Source organism: Parathalassolituus penaei (genome assembly GCF_026626885.1).
GTDB classification, from domain to species: Bacteria; Pseudomonadota; Gammaproteobacteria; order Pseudomonadales; family Oceanobacteraceae; genus Oceanobacter; species Oceanobacter penaei.
The window spans coordinates 1-22086 of the sequence record NZ_JAPNOA010000006.1; the positions used below are offsets into that span (position 1 = coordinate 1).

Annotated in this window: 17 protein-coding genes; 9 read left to right on the forward strand and 8 right to left on the reverse strand. The window is 56.7% G+C overall.

Annotated elements, in window-relative coordinates; all coding sequences use genetic code 11:
- Positions 1-1361 precede the first annotated feature (1361 nt).
- Entirely contained in the window at positions 1362-1769 is a 408-nt protein-coding gene (locus tag OUO13_RS01070; RefSeq protein WP_283171998.1) for a hypothetical protein, read from the forward strand.
- Between the two features lie 115 nt (positions 1770-1884).
- On the opposite strand, the gene OUO13_RS01075 is transcribed toward OUO13_RS01070, so the two are convergent.
- Positions 1885-2808: a LysR family transcriptional regulator gene (locus OUO13_RS01075; protein WP_283171999.1), complete on the reverse strand. Its 924-nt coding sequence runs from the start codon at positions 2806-2808 to the stop codon at positions 1885-1887.
- Positions 2809-2950: 142 nt separating this feature from the next.
- On the opposite strand from OUO13_RS01075, the gene OUO13_RS01080 reads away from it, so the two are divergent.
- Positions 2951-4882 (forward strand): FAD-dependent monooxygenase, encoded by a 1932-nt coding sequence (locus OUO13_RS01080; protein ID WP_283172000.1) that lies wholly within the window; start codon positions 2951-2953, stop codon positions 4880-4882.
- 148 nt (positions 4883-5030) lie between these two features.
- Here OUO13_RS01080 and nfsA read toward each other — a convergent pair whose 3' ends face one another.
- Entirely contained in the window at positions 5031-5768 is a 738-nt protein-coding gene (gene nfsA / locus OUO13_RS01085; protein WP_283172001.1) for an oxygen-insensitive NADPH nitroreductase, read from the reverse strand.
- 130 nt (positions 5769-5898) lie between these two features.
- Here nfsA and OUO13_RS01090 point away from each other — a divergent pair, with 130 nt between their 5' ends.
- The 3 genes from OUO13_RS01090 (at position 5899) to OUO13_RS01100 (ending at position 8036) form a co-directional block, all read left to right on the forward strand.
- Positions 5899-6138, forward strand: coding sequence for a hypothetical protein (locus tag OUO13_RS01090; RefSeq protein WP_283172002.1), 240 nt, complete (start codon positions 5899-5901; stop codon positions 6136-6138).
- Between the two features lie 399 nt (positions 6139-6537).
- Positions 6538-7185 (forward strand): hypothetical protein, encoded by a 648-nt coding sequence (locus OUO13_RS01095; RefSeq protein WP_283172003.1) that lies wholly within the window; start codon positions 6538-6540, stop codon positions 7183-7185.
- Positions 7185-8036 (forward strand): hypothetical protein, encoded by an 852-nt coding sequence (locus tag OUO13_RS01100; protein ID WP_283172004.1) that lies wholly within the window; start codon positions 7185-7187, stop codon positions 8034-8036. The genes OUO13_RS01095 and OUO13_RS01100 overlap by 1 nt, the downstream gene beginning before the upstream one ends.
- Before the next feature lie 70 nt (positions 8037-8106).
- Here OUO13_RS01100 and OUO13_RS01105 read toward each other — a convergent pair whose 3' ends face one another.
- Together OUO13_RS01105 and OUO13_RS01110 are read right to left on the reverse strand one after the other, a co-directional pair.
- Positions 8107-8439, reverse strand: a complete 333-nt coding sequence (locus OUO13_RS01105) for a DMT family transporter (RefSeq protein ID WP_283172005.1) — start codon at positions 8437-8439, stop codon at positions 8107-8109.
- A gap of 29 nt (positions 8440-8468) precedes the next feature.
- Positions 8469-9524 (reverse strand): cation diffusion facilitator family transporter, encoded by a 1056-nt coding sequence (locus OUO13_RS01110; protein ID WP_283172006.1) that lies wholly within the window; start codon positions 9522-9524, stop codon positions 8469-8471.
- A 189-nt stretch (positions 9525-9713) separates the two neighbouring features.
- On the opposite strand from OUO13_RS01110, the gene OUO13_RS01115 reads away from it, so the two are divergent.
- Together OUO13_RS01115 and OUO13_RS01120 are read left to right on the forward strand one after the other, a co-directional pair.
- The gene (locus OUO13_RS01115; protein WP_283172007.1) at positions 9714-10748 is read left to right on the forward strand and encodes a succinylglutamate desuccinylase/aspartoacylase family protein; all 1035 of its coding nucleotides are present in this window, start codon (positions 9714-9716) and stop codon (positions 10746-10748) included.
- Positions 10748-11272 (forward strand): mechanosensitive ion channel family protein, encoded by a 525-nt coding sequence (locus tag OUO13_RS01120; RefSeq protein ID WP_283172008.1) that lies wholly within the window; start codon positions 10748-10750, stop codon positions 11270-11272. Before OUO13_RS01115 ends, OUO13_RS01120 begins: the two co-directional genes overlap by 1 nt.
- 382 nt (positions 11273-11654) lie before the next feature.
- On the opposite strand, the gene OUO13_RS01125 is transcribed toward OUO13_RS01120, so the two are convergent.
- The 4 genes from OUO13_RS01125 to bktB form a co-directional block, all read right to left on the reverse strand.
- The gene (locus OUO13_RS01125) at positions 11655-13331 is read right to left on the reverse strand and encodes an electron transfer flavoprotein-ubiquinone oxidoreductase (RefSeq protein WP_283172009.1); all 1677 of its coding nucleotides are present in this window, start codon (positions 13329-13331) and stop codon (positions 11655-11657) included.
- Between the two features lie 201 nt (positions 13332-13532).
- A complete protein-coding gene (locus OUO13_RS01130; RefSeq protein ID WP_283172010.1) occupies positions 13533-15305 on the reverse strand; it encodes an acyl-CoA dehydrogenase family protein in 1773 nt (590 codons plus the stop codon).
- Between the two features lie 102 nt (positions 15306-15407).
- On the reverse strand, positions 15408-17546 hold the full coding sequence (gene fadB, locus OUO13_RS01135; protein WP_283172011.1) for a fatty acid oxidation complex subunit alpha FadB: 2139 nt from the start codon (positions 17544-17546) through the stop codon (positions 15408-15410).
- Between the two features lie 127 nt (positions 17547-17673).
- Positions 17674-18861: a beta-ketothiolase BktB gene (gene bktB, locus OUO13_RS01140; RefSeq protein WP_283172012.1), complete on the reverse strand. Its 1188-nt coding sequence runs from the start codon at positions 18859-18861 to the stop codon at positions 17674-17676.
- Between the two features lie 278 nt (positions 18862-19139).
- Between bktB and OUO13_RS01145 the strand changes: the two genes are divergently transcribed.
- Both OUO13_RS01145 and OUO13_RS01150 read left to right on the forward strand, forming a co-directional pair.
- Complete coding sequence (locus OUO13_RS01145; protein ID WP_283172013.1) at positions 19140-20156, forward strand: AraC family transcriptional regulator; 1017 nt, start codon at positions 19140-19142, stop codon at positions 20154-20156.
- Between the two features lie 1340 nt (positions 20157-21496).
- Positions 21497-22033: a hypothetical protein gene (locus OUO13_RS01150; protein WP_283172014.1), complete on the forward strand. Its 537-nt coding sequence runs from the start codon at positions 21497-21499 to the stop codon at positions 22031-22033.
- Positions 22034-22086 lie beyond the last annotated feature (53 nt).

Below are 22086 nucleotides of genomic sequence, written 5' to 3' on the forward strand. Positions count from 1 at the left end.
AGAATCCGTAATCTGAGCTGGCAGGAAACGGTGACGCTGAATCCGGTGAGGAAGGAAGAAATACAAGCCGCGACGATGGCGGCCTGATTAATGGTTTATCGGACAACTATGTTGAAAAATACCGGCAATCAAAACACCCACTCTAAAGGGTACTTTTACCCGATTCCATTTTTCAGTTCACAAGCCATAATCCGATTTCAAGTACTTCACGGATGGAGTTCAATCATGCCAAAGCCACGCAAGCAACAGGTCTCTGTTGAAGCTACCCCCTACTACCACTGCGTTTCGCGCTGCGTTCGTCGCGCATTTCTTTACGGCACCGATTCGGTTTCCGGCCAATGTTATGAACACAGACGCGGCTGGTTAGAGGAACGCTCCGTGGCTATCCAATTTCTGAGTTACCCAAAACTACCTGCAATCGATATGCAACAACTGATTTTCCATCTGATCAAGGTACCTGGCAACCAGACTACAATATTCCTCCCCAACAAAATCCCTAAACCTACCATCCATATGCAACCTTGCGCGCTCAATAAAAATTGGAATAGCGTCAAAATTCCTCGAAATATAACACCCTGTAATATTATTAACATAACAAATCAACGGGTATGCTATTGCATTTCGACGATAACACTTAGGCGGCACAACTTCCGGCGCATTAATCAATTTCATAATCTCCAGAAAAGAATCATTCACTCCCACCCCCATTAAATTAAAATTCAACCATACCCAATGCGACCGTCAACAACATCCTAACCAGGACTCAACCTCTCAAGTGGTTTATTGGTAGCTATCCTGTTCTTGCCAGTCAGAGTAGTGGCTGGCTAGCGCTCTCACTTTCCACTCAGCCACATCAACGAATCAACCAGATCAACCTCTGAGGCGTGTGCTCTGCTAAAACGAGAACATTCCGGCTACTCAGACTGAGTCAATCCAGTCCCACCCAATCCTTACCCAAAGTGATAAAACGATCCTATCCTGCCCGTGCAGTTGATCTATTTTGAAGATGCTGGTTTATGAAGGGCCGTCCTAATTTACCGCTAATTTTTCAAATAAATTGCACCTTTTTTATCCACACCAAAATCTTTCACCACTAAACGTTTTTCCAAAGTATCCAAATCAAGAAGCCATAGATTCACATTGAAGTTAACAGCAATCAGGCCCCCACTCATCGGCAATCAAGCGACAACACTACACTCCGTAGCCACACAAATGCTAGCCTCCCACTGACTTCACAAAAATATTGCTTCACTCCGGCAACAATCAGGGATCTCATCGTGCAGCGGCTCTGTAACCTTCATTCATTGCTACACCATTTATTGGTATAGTCCTGATCTCTCTGATCAACGGATGACATCCAGATGCAAATGGAAATTGTGGCGGCACCCGCCCCGCTTGTTAACTGGAAACCATGGGCTTATCTCTGGTCGCTTGCCTGCTGTCTGATACTGATATGGGCCTGTGTATCCACCACCGGCAAGCTATTACTACCCATGCTTGTAGCGATTTTGCTGATTGTACCGCTCTGGAGACTGCGCTCCTCGCATCTCCCGGTAGAACGTTGCGTGGTGGATGATAGCGATATCCGCTTTTATCGAGGTGATCTGTGTGTCTGGCACGGTAAGTTGGCCGATATCAAACATATTTATGTCAGCCACCAACGCGTAACACTGATTGAACTGCACTTGATTGGCGGTGAGTCATTTTCATTGGTAACACATCTATATAATTACGAGCAGTTAAAAGCGATTGAAGCATTGATACGCTAATAGCCCGGACGTTTCTGGCCGAAAACGCTCTGACTCCGGCTCCAATTTCAGCTCTGAGGCCCACCTCTGGCTCATGGATGACCAGATAACCAGCAGCTTGTTTATCCATTGCGATCTACAACTGTAATCCGAACTCCGGTGCTTGCTGATCCAGGCGTTTCAGCAATTCGCGCATCACTTCCTGTACCTTGATGATATCCGGGCGTTCGCTGTCTTCGGCGCGATACCAGAGCGCGATATCGCGGCGGGCGCCGGGGTTATCTTCCACCTGAATCATCTGTTGTAGGCTGATTTCGCCGGTCATCAGGGTCAGGCGTGCGGGTAATCGCACGACCATGTCGGTGGTTTGTAACAGGTGAAATACCGAACGCAGGCTGCCGGTGAAGGCCATACGCGCCATATTCGGCAAGGCGGTATCTTCGCGGCTGTTCAGAAAACCGGCGCTGGCCCCGGCTATCAGCCAGTTTTTGCGTTCCAGTATTGCGGTGCTGACCGGTTTGCGGCTGCCGAGCAATTCCGATTTCTGGCCGACAAAGACCGCTGAGCGATCCCGAAACAGCACTTCTCTTGCCAGCTGGCCCTGGGCGACCGACAGGTGTGCCGGTGCCAGCAGGAAATCCAGTTCACCCTGTTGTAACCATTCAATTTGTAACGCCGCTGAACCATTACGCAGGTGAAACAGGTAGCGGGTTTCGCGCAGCAGCTGGCCGGTGATATCCGCTGCTGCCGCGTATTCGAGTAGCGGGTCGATACCAATGGTGAATTCGTTGTGGAATCCGCCTTTCCATTGCTGGATCACTTCGTCGCCGTGGGCGGCTTCAGCCAGTATCCGTTCCCCAATCTGGGCCAGTCGGGCCCCGATTTCGGTTGGCTCCATGCCGTAACGGGTACGTTTTAATACCGGTGCACCAACCCGCTGCTCCAGTTGTTGCAGCGCTCGCGTCAGGGTTGGCTGGGTAATAAACAGCTGTTCGGCGGCAGCACTGATCGACCCTTGTTTGACGACCATCGCCAGTTGTTTGAGCAGGTTGGGGTTCATGTATGCGTTTTCTTGTTATCTGGGTTTAAAAACCAATTTTTTGTTATAGCTGGAATTGTTTACTGTAACAACCAATGCAGCGCAGCCCTGAACCCGAATGCGCCTCTGCCCCGACCGATAACAACAAGAAGGAGTGACCCGTATGCAATTCCATCTGAATGGTTTTCACCCTGGTGATCCACGTTTTGCTGATCCGCAGGATGCGGTGGTGGCACCTCCCATCAAACGCCCGCTGCCAACCGAAGTGGATGTGCTGATTGTGGGTTGTGGCCCTGCGGGTCTGAATCTGGCGGCGCAGTTGTCGCAGTTTGGCAGTATCAAGGTGGCGATTATCGATCAGAAAGACGATCGTCTGCTGGTTGGTCAGGCCGATGGTATTGCCTGCCGTACGGTTGAAATGTTCCAGGCCTATGGCTTTGCCGATCAGATTATTCAGGAAGCCTATCAGGTGAACGAGGCGGCGTTCTGGAAGCCGGATGCCGAGCGTCCAAACCAGATCAGTCGCAGCAGCAAGGTGCCGGACGTGGCGGATGACCTGTCCGAAATGCCACACCTGATCATTAACCAGGCACGGGTTCATGATGAGTTCCTGCGGGTAATGCGCCAGTCGGTCGGCAAGATCGAACCGCATTACCAGCGCAAGCTGCTGAGTCTGGAAGTGGATAACAGCGCCAGCGATTATCCGGTGACGGTGACGATCGAACGTATGGTCAACTTCTCGCAATACAGCCAGGAAGTGGAAACCGTGCGCGCCCGTTATGTGGTGGGTTGTGATGGTGCCCGTTCGAGCGTGCGTACGGCGATTGGCCAGCAGCTGGTCGGCGATCCGCTGAATCAGGCCTGGGGCGTAATGGATGTGCTGCTGAATACCGACTTCCCGGACATTCGCCTGAAGTCACTGATCCATTCCAACAACGAAGGCAACATGCTGATTATTCCGCGTGAAGGCGGCTACATGGTGCGTCTGTACGTGGAGCTGGACAAACTCAAGGAAAATGAACGGGTTGCCCGCGATCAGATGACCGCCGATGTGCTGATTGCCGCTGCCAATCGCATCCTGAATCCTTACACCATCGACGTCAAAGAAGTGGCTTGGTGGTCGGTGTACGAAATTGGCCAGCGTATTACCACGGCGTTTGATGACTCCACCCATGAACGTGCCGCCCGTGTGTTTCTGGCCGGTGATGCCTGCCATACCCACAGTCCAAAAGCCGGTCAGGGTCTGAACACCTCGGTGATGGATACCTGGAACCTCGGCTGGAAACTGGCACATGTGCTGACGGGTCTGGCCGATGAAGACATTCTGCGCACCTATTCGGCGGAGCGTCGGGAATATGGTCAGGCGCTGATTGATTTCGATCGTGAGTTCTCGGCCATGTTTTCTGCCAAACCGAAGTCGGCCGATAACCCGGATGGTGTTGATCCAGCCGAGTTCCAGCGTTACTTCCAGCTGTTTGGCAAATACACCGCCGGTGTGTCGATCCAGTATCGCCCGTCGATAATGGTCGGCAGCGGTACACATCAGGCACTGGCGACCGGCCTGACCGTGGGCAAACGTTTCCACTCCGCACCGGTGGTGCGTCAGGGTGATGCCAAACCGGTGCAGCTGGGCCATTGCCATACCGCTAACGGCGCTTATCGCGTGTATGCATTTGCCGGTAAAGACGAGCCGTTTTCAGCCCGCTGTGGCGTAAAAGCCCTGTGTGATTTTCTGGCCAGCCCGGAATCACCGGTGCAGCGTTACACCCCGGCCGGTGCCGATGCAGACTCGGTGATCGACGTACGTGCCGTGTTCCAGCAGCACCATCAGACGGTGGAAACCGCACTGATTCCGGAAGCGCTGGCACCTCGTAAGGGCCGTTATGGTCTGCGGGATTGTGAGAAAGTGTACTGTGTGGACAAGCGTCCGGTGTCATCCGGTGGTGGCCATAACATCTATGAAATGCGCGGTATCAACCAGGATAAGGGTTGTATCGTCATCGTGCGTCCTGATCAGTACGTCGCCGACGTGCTGCCTCTGGATGATCATGCCGGTCTGGCGGCGTTTTTCAGTCGGGTCCTGCGGGCCCGCTAATTTCCAGACAGGCTGATTGCCTCCTCGCACTCTGTTGCACTCAGGCAGAGCGCTTTTACACCAGCGGGTGACACCGCTGGTGTTTTTTCTCTTGCTGTTATTCTCTTGCTGTTTTTCTTCTCTTGGTGCTTCTTCCTTGGGCCGCGAATCAGCGCAGACCAAAACCGCGCTTGTTCAGGAACTCTTTCATGTGGGCGCGCAGTTTGACGGTGAACAGTGGCTTCAACTGTTCCGACCAGCTGCTGCTCTTGTTATTGCTGCTACGGGCCAGGTAGTAGTCGTGCATGGTCTGATCAAAGGCCGCGACCTGTTCTGCAGTACGGGAATCGTCGTAACGGTTTACAAACAGAATGGCTTCTACTGGCAGACGTGGTTTTACATCCGGTTGATGGGCTGGGTAGCCCACCGCCATACCAAATACCGGGTACACCTGATCTGGCAGCTCCAGCAGCTCGCTGACTTCCTGCGGGTTGTTACGCAGGCCACCGATGTAACACAGGCCAAGGCCAACCGACTCCGCCGCCACCGCAACGTTCTGCGCCAGCAGTGCAGCATCGATGCTGGACACTAACAGGTGCTCGGTCATACCAGCGACCACATCCGCACCGGCACGCGCCGCCGCTTCCATCGGACGTTTCATATCGGCACAGAACACCAGGAACTCGGCACAACCGGATACCGATGCCTGACCACCGGCCAGCTCGGCCAGACGCTCGCGTTTGGCAACGTCGGTCACCCGCACAATGCTGCAGGCCTGAACATGGTTGGAGGTCGAAGCGCCCTGGCCGGCACGAACCAGTTCGTGAAGCAGTTCGGTGCCAATGGGCTGGTCGGTGAACTTGCGAATGGAACGGTGGGACTTCAGCAATTCAATGGTCGGATTCATGCGTGTGCTCAGAAGGTTCAGGGTTTGCTGAATTGTGCCCGAAAAACGGCTGTGGTTTGAATGGTTTCCTGTGGAACCCCTTGTTGAAACACCTGTCCTACTGCAGCTAACCCATTTCAGGAGTACGTGCATGAAGCACTCTCTGTTTTCTCCGCTGCAAACATTGCTCGACCAATCCCTGACGCCGGGCGCTCTGCGTCTGTTGCTGGTCAGTGTACTGGCCTGGAGCCCGGTTCATGCCGAAACCGAAAGCAGCAATACCAGCAGTGCCAGTAGCCAGATTCTGAACAGCGCTACTCAGGACGAACAACGCGAGCGTTGCCAAAATACAGGACAACAGGCGGAAGATACCCGTCATAACGACAGTTGATCATCCGCCACTACCCGCTGAACACAGGTTTGCAGCCGTTGGAATAAAAACGACCCGATATACGACTGAACGGGCGATAACCTTGATTCACTGTCCCGGAATCGTGCATGATTCCGGGACACTGTATTGCCTCCGTCATTAGCTGTCGCTTACATCGCTAATGACATATCAGTTGTTATCGAGCGAATTATTCTGACGCACTGCAAGCCTTGTCAGCTCTGGCTTCCAGCGCTGATCACGGTCATCCGGATACGCCAAACAGGCGCCCCTGCCAATATCCAGATCCTGAATCTTTATTACTCTGCCTTGTTGTCTGACAATAAGTTTTTCGACGTATTGTGATATCTCGGACACTGGTTTAGGATGCCGCCCCAATAATGCAACATAGGGAATACAGTTATGGCAATGACACTCTCCCTGCTTCCAACCTCCCAGCACATTTCTCCGGAAACCAATCTGGTGAAAACCCTGCAGCTGGCGCTGGATAAATCCGAAAGTTTCCAGATTTATCCAATTCAGGGCCGTGGAATTCTCGTCAATGCCAAAGCTCGCACCTATGCCGATCCACACCGCCTGGCGCCCAAACTGGTTGCCTGCGCTCGTGAAGGCCGCAGCACTATTCGCCGCATTTCCAGCCGCAGTGATGCCATGCAGGAAGCCGAGTTACAAATGCGCCCGGTAGAAGAACTGCTGTGGACTCTGGCGTTTCAGGAACATCATGTTCGCGATATTCCGGAACACTGTCGTCGTGACGACGTGGTGTCGCTGCGTTACTGGCCGAACTTCACCCGTGTGCCGTCCAGCCCGAACGCTTATCGTATTGCCGCGCTCTTCAAGGCACGTCCAACCTCCATTGTGCTGGCCAGCCGTATTCTGGAAGTCGACGAAGACGAAGTGCTGCGCTTTTATCACGCAGCCAACTGTGCTGGTCTGGTCGAACGGATTAACCGTCAGGGTGAAATGGTCACCACCAAACAGCACCGTCATCACGGCCTGATTCGTTCTCTGATGAATCGCTTCCGTCGGTCAACGCCTGCCACTCACTGATGCCTGTTCGCCTGCCTTACCGGTTGCTGCTACCGTTGCTCGGCGCAGCAACCAACAGCTACAGCCTGTCGGGGATGATCAACTCCGATCTTTCGTATAACAACTTGCCCGTGTATGCCGCTGGCCAGCCGCTGGAAATGTCTGGCATCGGCAAAGGTGTGCGTGTCAGCACCCGCTTTTTAAGCAACTGGTCGGCCGGTGTGGGCGTTAGTCGCCTCAAAGCCACTGATGACCACAACACTGACAACGCCGAGTATGAGTATCAGGACAAAAGCGCGTTTGTGGGTTATCAGTGGCATGACCACTGGTTTGAGCTGAGCGGTGGTCTCGTCACAGATCATCTGGATGCACCTCTCGCCAGCCAGGCCAACATGCGGGTCAACAGCCAGACAGACGGCGAACGACTGGCCTTCACCTGGGGCTATGACTGGTATTTCGGCAACTGGTCACCGGAGATCAGCTCGTCTATTCGCTTGAATCACATTACCTTTCAGGAAGACCAGCACACACCCGGCGCCCGCGAGTTCCAGCGCTTGAATGAAGACCATTCAAGTACAACCCTGCAACAGGCGGCCAGTCTGGGTTATATGGCGAGCTGGGGAGAGCAGATACTGGTTTCAACGATCGGTCTGGATTACCAGCACAGCCTGACCGGCAAGATAGAGTACACCGGCTATAACAACGATCCCGCCAGTAGCGAGCAAAGCAGTGGTGATGTTCAGCAATCCAGTGTTTTCGTGGCGCTGTCATGGTTGACCGATCCCTGGAGCATCAACACCAGCCTGTCGAGAGCACTGATGAACTGTCCATGTGAACAGCAAATACGCATCACGGGCGGTTATTCGTTCTGAATAAAGGCGGGAGATAACAGGCACCCGCGCGGGCGCCTGTATTCACAATCCAACCAACTCGATAGTCAAGTCAGTGCGCTGAGGTGGTCGAGAGCAGGTTTAACACCAGTACCCCCGACAGAATCAGCCCCATCCCTACAAACGCTGCCAGGTCCGGTTTTTCACCGAACCAGAGCCAGCCCACCATACTGATCAGAACGATGCCCGCTCCGGCCCAGATGGCATACACAATCCCTACTGCAAAGTGACGCATACTCAGCGCCAGACAAAAGAATGCCAGTCCATAACCGGCAACCACCACAATTGCTGGCACCCAACGAGTCATACCGTCACTGGCTTTTAATGCGGTTGTGGCCATCACTTCAGCCAGAATCGCCACCACCAGATACACCCAACCCGGCATAACGCCTCCCTGGAAGCCAGCGCGGTTGATCAGGGCTGAACTTCCACTGTGATGTGTTTGAGCTGAGCCATGCTGCCCAGCTGCTGACGAATCCGTGCGATCGACTCCGGAGCACCGGCGGCCACGGACAGCACCACAGCATAGTGATCGGCATTTACTTTCCAAACGTGAAGGTCGCGGACGGATACGCCACTGTCGCGCACCAGCTCGCCAATTTGATTGACCAGTTTGGCCGGGGCTGAGCCGTCCAGCAGAATGGTCGCGGTTTCACGGATCAGGCCGCGCGCCCATACGGAAATAATCACCGCTCCGACAATCCCCATCAGGGCATCGGCCCACATCCAGCCCAGCATCTTGGCCGCTACCAGCGCAGCAATCGCCAGAATAGAGGTCAGGGCATCCGCCAGCACGTGCATATAAGCCGCACGCAGATTGTGGTCGGTATGGCCCTGTTCGTGATGGCCATGTGCGGCATGGCTGTGTTTGGCCGCATGCTGATGATCGTGATCGTGATCGTGATCGTGATCGTGATCGTGATCGTGGTCGTGGTCGTGGTCGTGGTCGTGGTCGTGGTCATGATCATGGTCATGGTCATGGTCATGATCGTGGCCATGTGAATGACCATGGTGATGGTGGTGGTGATCTTTCAGCAACCAGGCACTCACCAGATTCACCGTCAGGCCCAGCACCGCCACCGTAATCGACTCGGCGAAGGCAATCTCCCCCGGATGAAACAGACGCTGCAGTGACTCTACCGCCATCATCAAGGCCACCACCCCCAACGCCACCGCACTGGCAAAACCACCCAGTACCGGCACCTTGCCAGTACCAAAGCTGAATCGCCCTGTGTTGGCATGTTCACGAGCATAACGATAGGCAAACAGGGTAATGGCAAACGCCGCCACATGGGTGCCCATGTGCCAACCATCCGCCAGCAGCGCCATCGAACCATACAGGGTGCCAGCGACCACCTCGGCCACCATGGTGATGGCGGTTAACCACAACACCCAGCGGGTACTGCGTTCACCGCTGTCGCTGGCGGGTAATGGAAGGGGTTGTGTACAAGTAACGTTATGAGTGTTCACGTCAGATCCTGAGGGCAGAACATTTGCCGACAGCCTATCCATTCAGTGGGCGTTTGTCTTGTCAGGAATCAGTTGCATTCGCAAAAAGCCTCGAACCTTCAGGCAGCCCAGCACTCAAAGGCGACACTCAAAAGATGACAGTAGCGGCCTTGAGGGTCAGACTGTGCAGGAATCATACGGAAATACAGAATGAAAACGACGATACCAGAAGTCCTGACCATCGCCGGCCACCGTATTGAACCTGGTACCAGCGCCCAGCTGGAGCTGCCGCTTGGCAAGTTGTATACCAGTACTGATATGAAGATGCCGGTGTTTGTACGCCACAGCCGCAAACCGGGCCCGACCCTGTTCCTGAGCGCTGCCATTCATGGCGATGAGCTGAACGGTGTGGAAATTATCAATCGCCTGATCCACAACCCGGCGATCCGCCAGTTAAAAGGCACGTTAATCGCCGTGCCCATCGTCAACCCGTTTGGGGTTATCAACCAGAGCCGTTACCTGCCCGACCGCCGCGACCTCAACCGCTCTTTCCCTGGCTCCCCCAAAGGTTCACTGGCCGCCCGGATGGCCGATCTGTTTCTGCGTGAAATCGTCAGCCACTGCGATTACGGCATCGACCTGCACACCGGTGCCATTCATCGCTCCAATCTGCCGCAAATCCGCGCCAACCTGGATGATGAAGCCACCCGCGACATGGCGCTGGCCTTTGGTGTACCGGTGTTGTTAAACGCCAACCTGCGTGATGGATCATTACGGGAAGCCGCCGATAACCTCGGTGTACGGGTGTTGTTATATGAAGCCGGAGAAGCGCTGCGTTACGACGAACTCTGTATACGCGCCGGTGAGCGCGGCATTCTGCGGGTGATGCGTCATCTCGGTATGCTGCCAGCCAAACGCCAGAGCCGCAGCCTGATTGAATCCGTGATTGCCCAGGACAGCGGCTGGTTACGTGCGACCGGCAGCGGTTTTGTGCACATTCATAAACGCCTCGGCGACCGGGTTTCCAAAGACGAAAAACTGGCCAGCATTGTTGACCCCCTCGGCAATCTTCTCGATCAGGTGTTAGCCCGCGACGACGGCATTGTGATCGGTTGCCAGAATTTGCCACTGGTGCATGAAGGAGATGCCATGTTCAATATCGCCTACTTCCACAGACCCGATGCGGTCGTGGAGAATATCGGCTTGATGAACGACACCCTTCTACCGGAAGAAACCTTTTTATAATGTTCCTGAAAATCCTGATCCTGGCTGCGGCCATCTTTGGTTATTACTACCTGAACCGTTTTATCGACCGCTGGGTCGAGCGTCATGGCCGCAAGCGCCAGGTGGCGGTCAGCCGGATCTTCTATCTGCAAAAAGCCCTGCAAATGGGCTCGTTTATCCTGTTATTGATGGTCATCGGTTTTGTGCTGGGCTTTGGTTACAGCGAGCTGACCTTTGCCCTGTCGTCGGCGGTGGCGGTATTGGGTGTGGCGCTGTTTGCACAGTGGTCGGTGCTCAGTAACGTTACTGCCAGTGTGCTGATTTTCTTCTTTTTCCCCTATCGTCCCGGTGACCGGGTGCGGGTGCTGGAAGAACACTGCCCGGAAGGTCTGCTGGAAGAAATCACCCTGTTCCACCTGCATATCCGCACCGACGATGGCCAGCAGCTGACCATTCCCAACAGCCTGGTGTTTCAGAAAGCGGTGATCATTACCAAACGTGGCAGTGATGACGATGATGACGACACCGAGGTCAAGGATGTCTGATTCGTACGGTCGTTAGTTTTGTATGCAGGCGTAATTTGTGGGCATAAATGCCCACTCTACGGAATGACAGGTTCTGCCTGGATTCGCACGTTCTGCGCTTGGTAGCGTGGGCATTTATGCCCACTTTACGGGATCACAGGTTTTGCCTGGATTCGCACGTTCTGCGCTTGGTAGCGTGGGCATTTATGCCCACTTTACGGGATCACAGGTTTTGCCTGGATTCGCACGTTCTGCGCTTGGTAGCGTGGGCATTTATGCCCACAGACAAAACCAGGGCCTATAAAAAAAGGGCAGTCAGACCCCGACCGGCCCTGACTGCCCGTAAAAGGGCCCTTTCTTCCACTGTGGTTTGGAAGTCGTGGCCCCAGAGGCTCCTCCCTGATCAGAAATTCGGGTAATTCGGGCCGCCGCCACCTTCCGGGGTCACCCAGGTGATATTGCCTGCCGGGTCCTTGATATCGCAGGTTTTGCAGTGCAGGCAGTTCTGGCCGTTAATCTGCAGTCGTTTGCTGCCTTCCAGCTCGACCACTTCGTACACCCCCGCCGGGCAATAACGTTGCGCCGGTTCGGCGTAATCCGGCCAGTTGGCGGCCATCGGAATACTGGCGTCAGCCAGCTTCAGGTGGCACGGCTGGTTTTCTTCGTGGGCGGTATTCGACAGATACACCGACGACGCCTTGTCGAACGACAACACACCGTCCGGTTTCGGGTATTCCAGACGCTCTGTCTGATGTACGGTTTTCATCTGCTGCCAGTCTTCATGGCGATCACGCAGGGTAAACGGCAGCGCCAGCAGATTCTGGTCAACAAAGTTCACCGCACCGCCGACCAGCGCGCCAAAGCGATGCAGGGCCGGGCCAAAGTTACGGCTGCGGTACAACTCGTCGTACAGCCAGGAATGTCGAATACGCCCGGCCAGACCGGATAAATCCTTGCCCGCCTGATTGCTGCTGATCAGCTCACCAAACACTTCTTCGGCCGCCAACATGCCACTTTTCATGGCGGTATGGGTGCCCTTGATACGGGCAAAGTTGAGGGTGCCCGCTTCGCACCCGGCCAGCAGACCACCCGGGAAATGCATGATCGGCAGAGCATTAAAACCACCCTTGGCGATGGCGCGTGCGCCGTATGCCACGCGTTTGCCCCCCTGCAGATGCGCGGCCAGCAGCGGGTGATGTTTTAACTGCTGGAATTCGTCATACGGGCTTAACCAGGGGTTGCGGTAGTTGAGGTCAACAATCAGCCCCACCATCACCTGCTGGTTGTCACCGTGGTACAGGAAAAATCCACCGCTGGCGCCGTCTTTGTTGCTGCCGCTTAATGGCCAGCCAGCGCCGTGAATCACCAGACCGGGCTGATGCTGTTCAGCCGGAATATCCCACAGCTCCTTGAAACCGATACCGTAGTGTTGTGGGTCGGAATTGCGGTCGAGTTTAAAACGCTGGTACAGCTGTTTACCCAGATGACCACGGCAGCCTTCGGCAAAAATGGTGTAGCTGGCCAGCAGGTTCATACCCGGCGTATAGGTATCGAGCGGTTGACCATCGGCACCTACGCCCATATCACCGGTGGCCACGCCAATGACAGCACCGGCTTCGTTATAGAGAATCTCGCTGGCCGGGAAACCGGGGTAAATCTCGACACCCAGTTCGGTAGCCTGTTCGGCTAACCAGCGGCACAGGTTGCCAACGCTGGCGATGTAGTGCGGGCGTTCACCTTCCCCAAACACGTTGTGCATGGTGGCCGGCACCAATGCGTTAGGCAGCTTCACCGCCCGTTCGGCGTCGGTCAGCAGGTACATTTCGTCACGGGTGGCGGCGGTGGTCAGGGGTGCTCCCATGGCTTGCCAGTCGGGCAACAGCTCATCGAGGGCACGCGGGTCTACCACTGCGCCAGAGAGGATATGAGCGCCCACTTCCGAGCCTTTTTCCACCACACAGATACTCAGCTCCTGACGGTTGATCTGTGCCAGTTGGGCCAGACGGATTGCCGCAGAAAGCCCGGCCGGGCCTGCACCAACAATCACCACATCAAAAGCCATCGACTCACGTTCGCTCATGTTCACCTCGGTGCCGGGCGCGTCTGCATCTGTGCAAATCATCGCCTAACGGCTGTAAGAATTCTTTTTCAAGGCCAAAAAGTCCCCGCAGCGGGCAACAGGGAGCCCGGCAATCTGTCTCTGCGGGGATAAAAACCGGAACCGGGTGATTCCGGATCAGGCGGTCAGGCAGGGTGTAAGGCTCCTGACCGCCGGATAGGGTCAGAACTGGTCTGCGGCCAGCTCCATACAGCTTGCGCTACCGGACAACACAGTGCTGGCGTGGGACAGACTGCGTGGCAGCATGTGTTCCAGGAAGAAACGGGCGGTAATCAGCTTGGCGTTGAGGAACTCCGGATCACCGTTACCAGCGGCCAGCAGTTCACGTGCCTTGATCGCACCGGCCACCAGCAGCCAGGCACCAGTCAGGTAACCAAACTGCATCATGAAGTTAACGGCAGTGGTTGGTGCCAGGTCAGCTTCAGAAGCGGTGTTTTCCAGCAGGAAAATACGAGTGGTAGCACCCAGCTGGATAGCGGTTTCCAGATTGGCCAGCGCCACGTCTGGCAGAGCATCGGCTTCACGCGCCTGTTCCAGGGTTTCCTGCATATCCGCCAGCAGGGCTGCCAGGGTTTCACCCTTGTTCGACAGCATCTTGCGGCCAATAAAGTCGAGGGCCTGAATACCAGTGGTGCCTTCGTAGATTGGCAGGATTCGGGCATCACGGAAGTACTGGGCTGCGCCGGTTTCTTCAACAAAGCCCATACCACCGTGAACTTGTACGCCCAACGAGGTCAGCTCGACCGACATCTCGGTGCACCAGCCTTTCACAATCGGGGTGTACAGCTCGGCACGCGCCATGTGCAGTGCCGCCTCATCACCAGCCACCAGACGGGCGTGATCAAGTTCAGCAGCAGCCATCAGGCACAGGGCACGCATGGCTTCGATGGTGCTGCGCATGCTCATCAGCATACGACGCACATCCGGGTGTTCGATAATGGCGATACGGCTGCCGTCACGACGGGTGCCCTGCAGACGGTCACGGGCGTACTGACGAGCCAGCTGATAGGCACGTTCGGAAATCGCCAGACCTTGCAGGCCCACTCCCTGACGGGCGTCGTTCATCATGGTGAACATGTACTTGAGGCCGTTGTGCGGTTCACCCACCAGGTAACCCAGCGCACCCTCAAATTCCATTACGCAGGTCGGGCTGCCGTGGATACCCAGCTTGTGTTCGAGCGACAGGGCAAACGCGGTGTTGCGCTCGGCAGTGGTGTTGCCTTCGGCATCCAGCAGGAACTTCGGCACCACAAACAGGGAAATACCTTTTACACCGGCCGGGGCATCTGGCAGGCGCGCCAGTACCAGATGGACGATGTTGTCGGTCATCTGGTGGTCACCCCAGGTGATAAAAATCTTGGTGCCACTAATACGGTAGGCATCCCCTTCCGGGATCGCCTTGCTCTTCACCGCGGCCAGATCAGAACCGGCATCCGGTTCCGTCAGGTTCATGGTGCCGGTCCATTCGCCGGAGATCAGTTTTGGCAGGAACAGGTTTTTCAGTTCTTCACTGCCGTGGTGGCTCAGGGCTTCAATGGCACCCTGGCTCAGCAGTGGACACAGGGCAAACGCCATGTTGGCGGAGTGCCAGATTTCGTTAACCGCGGTGCCCAGAACCTTCGGCAGGCCCTGACCACCAAAATCTTCAGGGGCGTTCAGTGACAACCAGCCACCTTCCACCATCTGCTGATAGGCTTCGCTGAAGCCCGGAGTTTGTTGTACCGCCTGATCACTGATGGTGGCGCCCTTGTGGTCGCCGTCCTTGTTCAGCGGAGCCAGCACGCCGGAACCCAGCTTGCCCGCTTCTTCAATGACCGTGGTCGCCAGTTCCATGTTAATGCCTTCCAGACCGGCGGCCTCGCAGAGAGCATCAAAGCCCACCAGTTGGCTCAGAACAAATTCGCTATCCCGGTAAGGGTGTTGGTAATCGCTCATTCCCGTGCTTCCTCATTCACTATCGGCTAATCATCAGGGCGACAGCCTGCGGCTGTCGCCGGTCGCCAGGCGACCTTTCCGGTTGCTGTTACAGATACAGGCTCAGTAGAAACGCTTGCCAGTGGCGGCGCGTTCTTCCATGCCCGGGGTCAGTCGGTACAGCGGGCCACACTCGGCGTGGGCACGCACTTTTTCAGCGAAGGCAGCTGCGCCCATGCTGTCGATATAACGCAGGGCACCGCCGCGGAAGCGTGGGAAACCCAGCCCCAGAATCAGGCCCATATCACCTTCCACCGCGCTGTCGACAATGCCTTCTTCCAGACAGCGAACGGTTTCCATACACATCGGAATCATCATACGTTCGATGATTTCGGCGTCGGTCACTTCCATCACACGCGACACCCGGTCTTCCAGAATGGCGCTGACCTGGGCCGAACGACGCTTGTAACGCTTGCCGTGTTCATCCTTGCCGTATTCGTAGAAACCAACACCGTTCTTCTGACCCAGTGCACCACCGGCCAGCAGGGTTTCGATAATCGGGCGATCATCGTGGCTCATACGTTCCGGGAAGCCGTCTTCCAGCACCTTGTCGGCGTGCACCATGGTGTCGAGACCAATCACGTCGGCCAGATAAGCCGGGCCCATTGGCCAGCCGAATTCTTCCATCACCTGATCGATGCGCTCGAAATCCACACCGTCCATCAGCAGGCGGTTAAAGCCGTTGAAGTACGGGAACAACACGCGGTTGACCAGGAAACCTGGGCAGTCGTGCACCACAATCGGGGTTTTGCCCATGGCGGCAGCGTAGGCAACCGTGGTGGCGACGGTAGCGTCGGAGGTTTGGCTGCCACGAATCACTTCCACCAGCTGCATGGCGTGCACCGGGTTAAAGAAGTGCATACCGCAGAACTGGTCCGGACGCTGCAGCGCAGCAGCCAGCAGGTCGATGGAAATGGTCGAGGTGTTGGAGGCCAGAATCGCGGTGTCGGCCACTTTCTGTTCGGTTTCGGCCAGTACCGATTTTTTCACGTCGATACGTTCCACCACCGCTTCCACCACGTAACCGGTATCCACAAAACCTTCATACGAGAGTTGCGGAGTGATGTTGGCCAGTACCGCTTCCTTGCCAGCCTCGGTCATTTTGCCCTTGCTGATGGAGCGGTCGAGAATACTGCTGGCGGTGGCCATCCCCAGATCCAGTGCTTGCTGGGTGATGTCTTTCATACGGATCGGTGTGCCGTTCAGGGCCGACTGGTAGGCAATACCACCACCCATAATGCCCGCGCCCAATACCGCGGCCTGGGTTACAGGCTGACCCTGTTTGGCCCAGTTACGGGTTTTCTTTTTCAGGAACTGGTCATTCAGGAACAGGCCCACCAGGCTGTGAGCAACCGAACCAGAGGCCAGCTGACCAAAACAACGGGCTTCCAGCGCCAGCGCCTTGTCGAACGGTTCGGTCATGGCGGTGGTCACGGTTTCCAGAATCGCACCGGCGGCCGGGTAACGTGGGTCGAGACCCTTGCCCAGAGTGGTGCGCAGCGCGGCCATTGCCGCAGCGGTTTCGTCACCCGCCGGCAGTGCGGCCTGTTTGGCCTGACGACGGGCGAGGTAATCCTGTTCACCGTTAATAGCGGCCAGCAGCAGCTCACGGCCTTTGGCCTTGAGTTCATCTACCGGCACCACGGCATCCACCGCACCTTGCTCCAGTGCAACCGACGCCTTGTTCGGTTTGCCTGACATCATCCAGCCCAGTGCGGCTTCCGCACCAATCAGACGGCTCAGACGTACGGTGCCGCCCCAGCCCGGGCAGATGCCCAGCGTGACTTCCGGCAGACCCAGTTTGGCGTCGCTGTCGGCAACCCGGAAATCGGTGGCCAGCGCCAGTTCCATACCACCACCCAGCGCCATGCCATTCACCAGGCTCAGGGTTGGATACGGCAAGTTTTCGATGGCGTTATAAAGGCCATGAACCTTTCCCGCCCAGCGTGCAATTTCAGCAGCATCGTGATCAAACAGGGCGGTAAATTCGGTGATATCCGCGCCCAGTACAAAAGCGGCCTTGGCACTGCTGATCAGCAGGCCACGAACCTGGTCGGAGGTGCCGAGTGCGGCCAGTGCCTGCCCCAGTTCATCCTGAAGGTGAGCGTTCAGCACATTAACCGCGGCATCACTGGTATCCAGAACCAGTTCAGCGATGCCCTGTTCAGTCAAAACGACAGAAACGGATTGTCCTGCGTACATGTAGAGTCCCTCAGATAGCAGTCGTAGTCGTTATGGTCACCGCATTCTGCGGTAACCGTTAAGGTCGAATCTTGAGCCAGGTTCTACCCGACCGCTGCTCATCAAAGCTTCGGTCAGGATTGAGAACTCAGTCGCGTGCAAACAGGGCCGCTACCCCCTGCCCGCCGCCGATACAGAGGGAAACCATGGCGTAACGACCACCAACACGCTGCAATTCGTACAATGCCTTGACGGTAATGATGGCACCGGTGGCACCAATAGGATGGCCGAGAGCAATACCACTACCGTTCGGATTCAGGCGTTCGGCTGGTAACTCCAGCAAACGCGCCACCGCCAGCGCCTGGGCTGCAAAGGCTTCGTTGACTTCATAGACATCAATGTCACCGGCTTCCAGTCCCTGACGTTCCAGAATCTGGCGGATCACCGGCACCGGGCCAATGCCCATGATTTCCGGTTCCACACCGTACACGGCGTAGTCCACCAGACGCCCCAGCACCGGCAAACCTCGCTGTGCGGCGGCTTCACGCTCCATCATCACCAGCGCCGCAGCGCCATCATTCAGACCGGACGCATTACCGGCGGTGACGGTGCCGTCTTTCTTGAACACCGGACGCAGTTTCTGCAGATCTTCCAGCGTGCAATCAAAGCGTACGTGTTCATCCTGCTTGAATTCGATCACACCTTTGCGCGATTTCAGCTCAACCGGCATGATCTGGCTGGCGAAGTGGCCATTCTCGATCGCCCGCTGGGCGCGACGCTGGCCCTCAACCGAATAGGCATCCTGATCTTCACGGGAGATGCCGTATTTCTCTGCCACGTTCTCGGCGGTTACGCCCATATGAATGTGGTTAAACGGACAGGTCAGAGCCGAAACCATCGGGTCGACCATCACACCATCACCCATACGTTGGCCAAAACGCGCGGTTGGCAGGTGATACGGGGCACGGCTCATGGATTCGGCACCACCGGCCACCACGGTGTCACACAGACCCAGCTGGATTTGCTGGGCGGCACTGATAATGGCCTGCAGACCACTGCCACACAGGCGGTTCAGAGTCAGGGCCGGCGCGGTTTCCGTCACACCACCATTCAGGGCCGCAACTCGTGCCAGATACATGTCACGTGGTTCCGAGTGGATCACGTTGCCAAACACCACCTGACCAACATCCGCACCATCAACGCCAGCGCGTTTTAATGCTTCGGCCACCACACTGGCAGCCAGATCACCGAGGGAAATATCCTTGAGACTGCCACCGTAAGTACCAATGGCGGAACGGACGGCGCTGACCACCACCACGTCTTTGAGCGTATTCATACCGGACTCCTTTTGTTGTTATCCACCAGTCAGGATAGTCACATCATCATGGCCTTGGGCCAGAGGCATTCAACAGGACCGCGCAGGCCATTACGCTGCGACCATGGTCCGGGATGCAAGTGCCATCAACTGGTATCCGGAAGGGTTTATGTGGCGACTATTTACCGTTATTTGCACCACTTCTGCCCATTGCCCAAAGAGTCGTTTACTTAACATTTTCGGACATCACACATACAATCGGGTTTTCCAGGCCAACGCCTGTTCAGCCATGAGCCACCATGACCAGCGATCGCACGTCCATATCCCTGCATTACGCCCGCAGTCTTGCCAGCGCCGCCCGGCAGCTGGGGCTGGATGATCAGCAACTGCTGCGTCACGCCGGTATCGACCCAGCACTGTGCCTCGATGCCCACAAACGCCTGCGCATCACGCCCGAGCAGTTTGCCGCACTGTTACTGGGCGTCTGGCAAAATGCCAACGACGAATTTATGGGGCTGACCACCAGCCCCGCCAAATACGGCACCTTCGCCCTGATGGCACGGCAGGCGGTGAACCAGAAAAACCTGCGCGGTGTGTATCGCCATATCAGCCGCTTTTATGCGCTGTTTACCGAAGCCATCAGCCTCAGCCTTGAAGAAGACGGTGACGAGGCCAGATTCATCATGGCGCTCAAGGATGACAGTCTCGATACCAACCACACCTTTGCCGAATTTTTCCTGCTGCTGTGGCACCGGTTTCCAGGCTGGCTGATTGGCCGTTTTATGCCGTTGAAACGGGTCGAATTTAACTACCCGGCGCCCTTGCACGGGCGAGAATACCGACTGATTTACCCCGGCCCGGCGCTGTTTGAACAACCACGTCTGATGCTGGTATTCGACCGCGCCATGCTCGACGAACCGCTGGTGCAAACCGAACAGACCCTGCGCCAGCACCTCGATCAGGCACCGCTGGTGTGGGTCAGCCGCCCCAACTTTTTTCCGCACTTCAGCCGCAAAGTGATCAACCAGCTGCTGACGCATGGCGAGCCCGGCAACCTCGATATGGAAACCGTCGCCAACGCACTCCACGTCACCAGCCGCACCCTGCGCCGCAAACTGACTCAGGAAAAAACCTCGTTTCAGGCCTTAAAAGACAAAACCCGCCGCGACCTCGCGATCCGTTATTTGAGCCAGCCAGAACTGACGCTGGCACAGATCTCCGCCCGACTGGGCTTCGCCGACCCCGCTGCCTTCTCGCGAGCGTTCAAACAATGGATGGGCGTACCGCCGAGTGACTATCGGCAGCAGAAGAAGTGACATTCAGACGTCGGGCCGGGCCGCGTTCGGATCGGGCGTCGGGCGTCGGGCGTCGGGCGTCGGGCGTCGGGCGTCGGGCGTCGGGGGCGATTTTTGTGGGCATAAATGCCCACGCTACAGCAGAACATCGACTTCACTGATTGCGCCCAGCGCAGCTGGCCACCGTTAATTGTCCATCTGGGCGAGCCGGGATTCACCGCAACGGCCGACCCGGCCGGGGCATGGATGCCCCGCCAGACCCGTTGGCACAGGGACGTGCCATCGGGTCGGGGTCGAACAGCCGTTGTCGGGGAATACCGGATTCACGAGCCCAGTCGGGCAACAGCAGGGGGAGGCCCGCCCGGTCGGGGGACAAGGTCCCCCAAGAGGGCAGCAGCGTAGCCAATTAAGAAACCGAGTAGCAGTCAGAAGTCGGACGTCGGACGTCGGACGTCGGACGTCGGAAGAACAGCATCCACCAACACACCGCTTTAACCCAGCACAGCTGGCTACCGTTAATTGCCCATCTGGGCGAGCCGGGATTCACCGCAACGGCCGACCCGGCCGGGGCATGGATGCCCCGCCAGACCCGATGGCACAGGGATGTGCCATCGGGCCGGGGTCGAAAAGCCGTTGTCGGTGAAAACCGGGAAAACGAGCCCAGTCGGGCAAAAGCAGGGGGAGGCCCGCCCGGCCGGGGGACAAGGTCCCCCACGAGGGCAAGCAGCCAGGCCTATTAACAAGCCGAGTAACCGCAAAGCGCCTGAAGTCTGAAGTCTGAAGTCTGAAGTCTGAAGTCTGAAGTCGGACGTCGGACGTCGGACGTCGGACGTCGGGCGTCGGGCGTCGGGGGCGATTTTTGTGGGCATAAATGCCCACGCTACAGCAGAACATCGACTTCACTGATTTCGCCCAGCGCAGCTGGCCACCGTTAATTGTCCATCTGGGCGAGCCGGGATTCACCGCAACGGCCGACCCGGCCGGGGCATGGATGCCCCGCCAGACCCGTTGACACAGGGATGTGCCATCGGGTCGGGGTCGAAACGCCGTTGTCGGTGAAAACCAGATAAACGAGCCCAGTCGGGCAACAGCAGGGGGAGGCCCGCCCGGCCGGGGGACAAGGTCCCCCAGGAGGGCAAGCAGCCAGGCCAATTAACAAGCCGAGTAGCCGCCAGACGCCAGACGCCAGACGCCAGACGCCAGACGCCAGACGCCAGACGCCAGACGCCCAGCACAGCCACACTTCGCGCCTATCGCAACACCCAATACACTCCTCCATAAAACGGATTGATGCAGGCCCGACAGGCACTTGCTCCGGCTGCTACCATGCAGCCTGACAACAAGAACATCAGGAATCATCCATGTCTGTATTCACCCTTCGCCAGCTGGGACTGGTATCTGCTGTTTCACTGGTGATGGCCGGTTGTGCCACTACCCCACCACCGGTTTGCATGCCAATGGAAGAAGCACCAGTCGCGGCCGCCGCTCCTGCAACCGCAACAAGCGCGTCAGCAACCGCTACATCCGTTGCCGTCAACAGCGTCGATCAGAAAGCCGTGGCGACGGGCACCGGTATGATCTACATCCTGCGTCCGCTGAATGATCAGAGTCTGGCGTCCATGACGGTCACTCTCGACGACACCCAAGCGGGTTCAATCAAGGGCACTACCAGTGGTGGCCAGTATCTGGTGTTCCCGGTGAGTGCTGGCAAACACACGCTCTATTCATTAGCCGAAAACCGTGCCGAGCTGGCGGTTGAGGTAAAAGACGGTGAAACCCTGTATATCCTGCAGAACGCCAGTTATGGCTTTGGCTCCGCGATCAGTGAGCTGAAACAACTGGATCAGGCGGCAGGTCTGAAGATGCTGCCGACCCTGCGTCCGGGGCGTCAGAAGTGAGTGTCTGTGAGGTCTGAAGCCAAACGTCGCCCATAAAAAACCGCCCGCAGGCG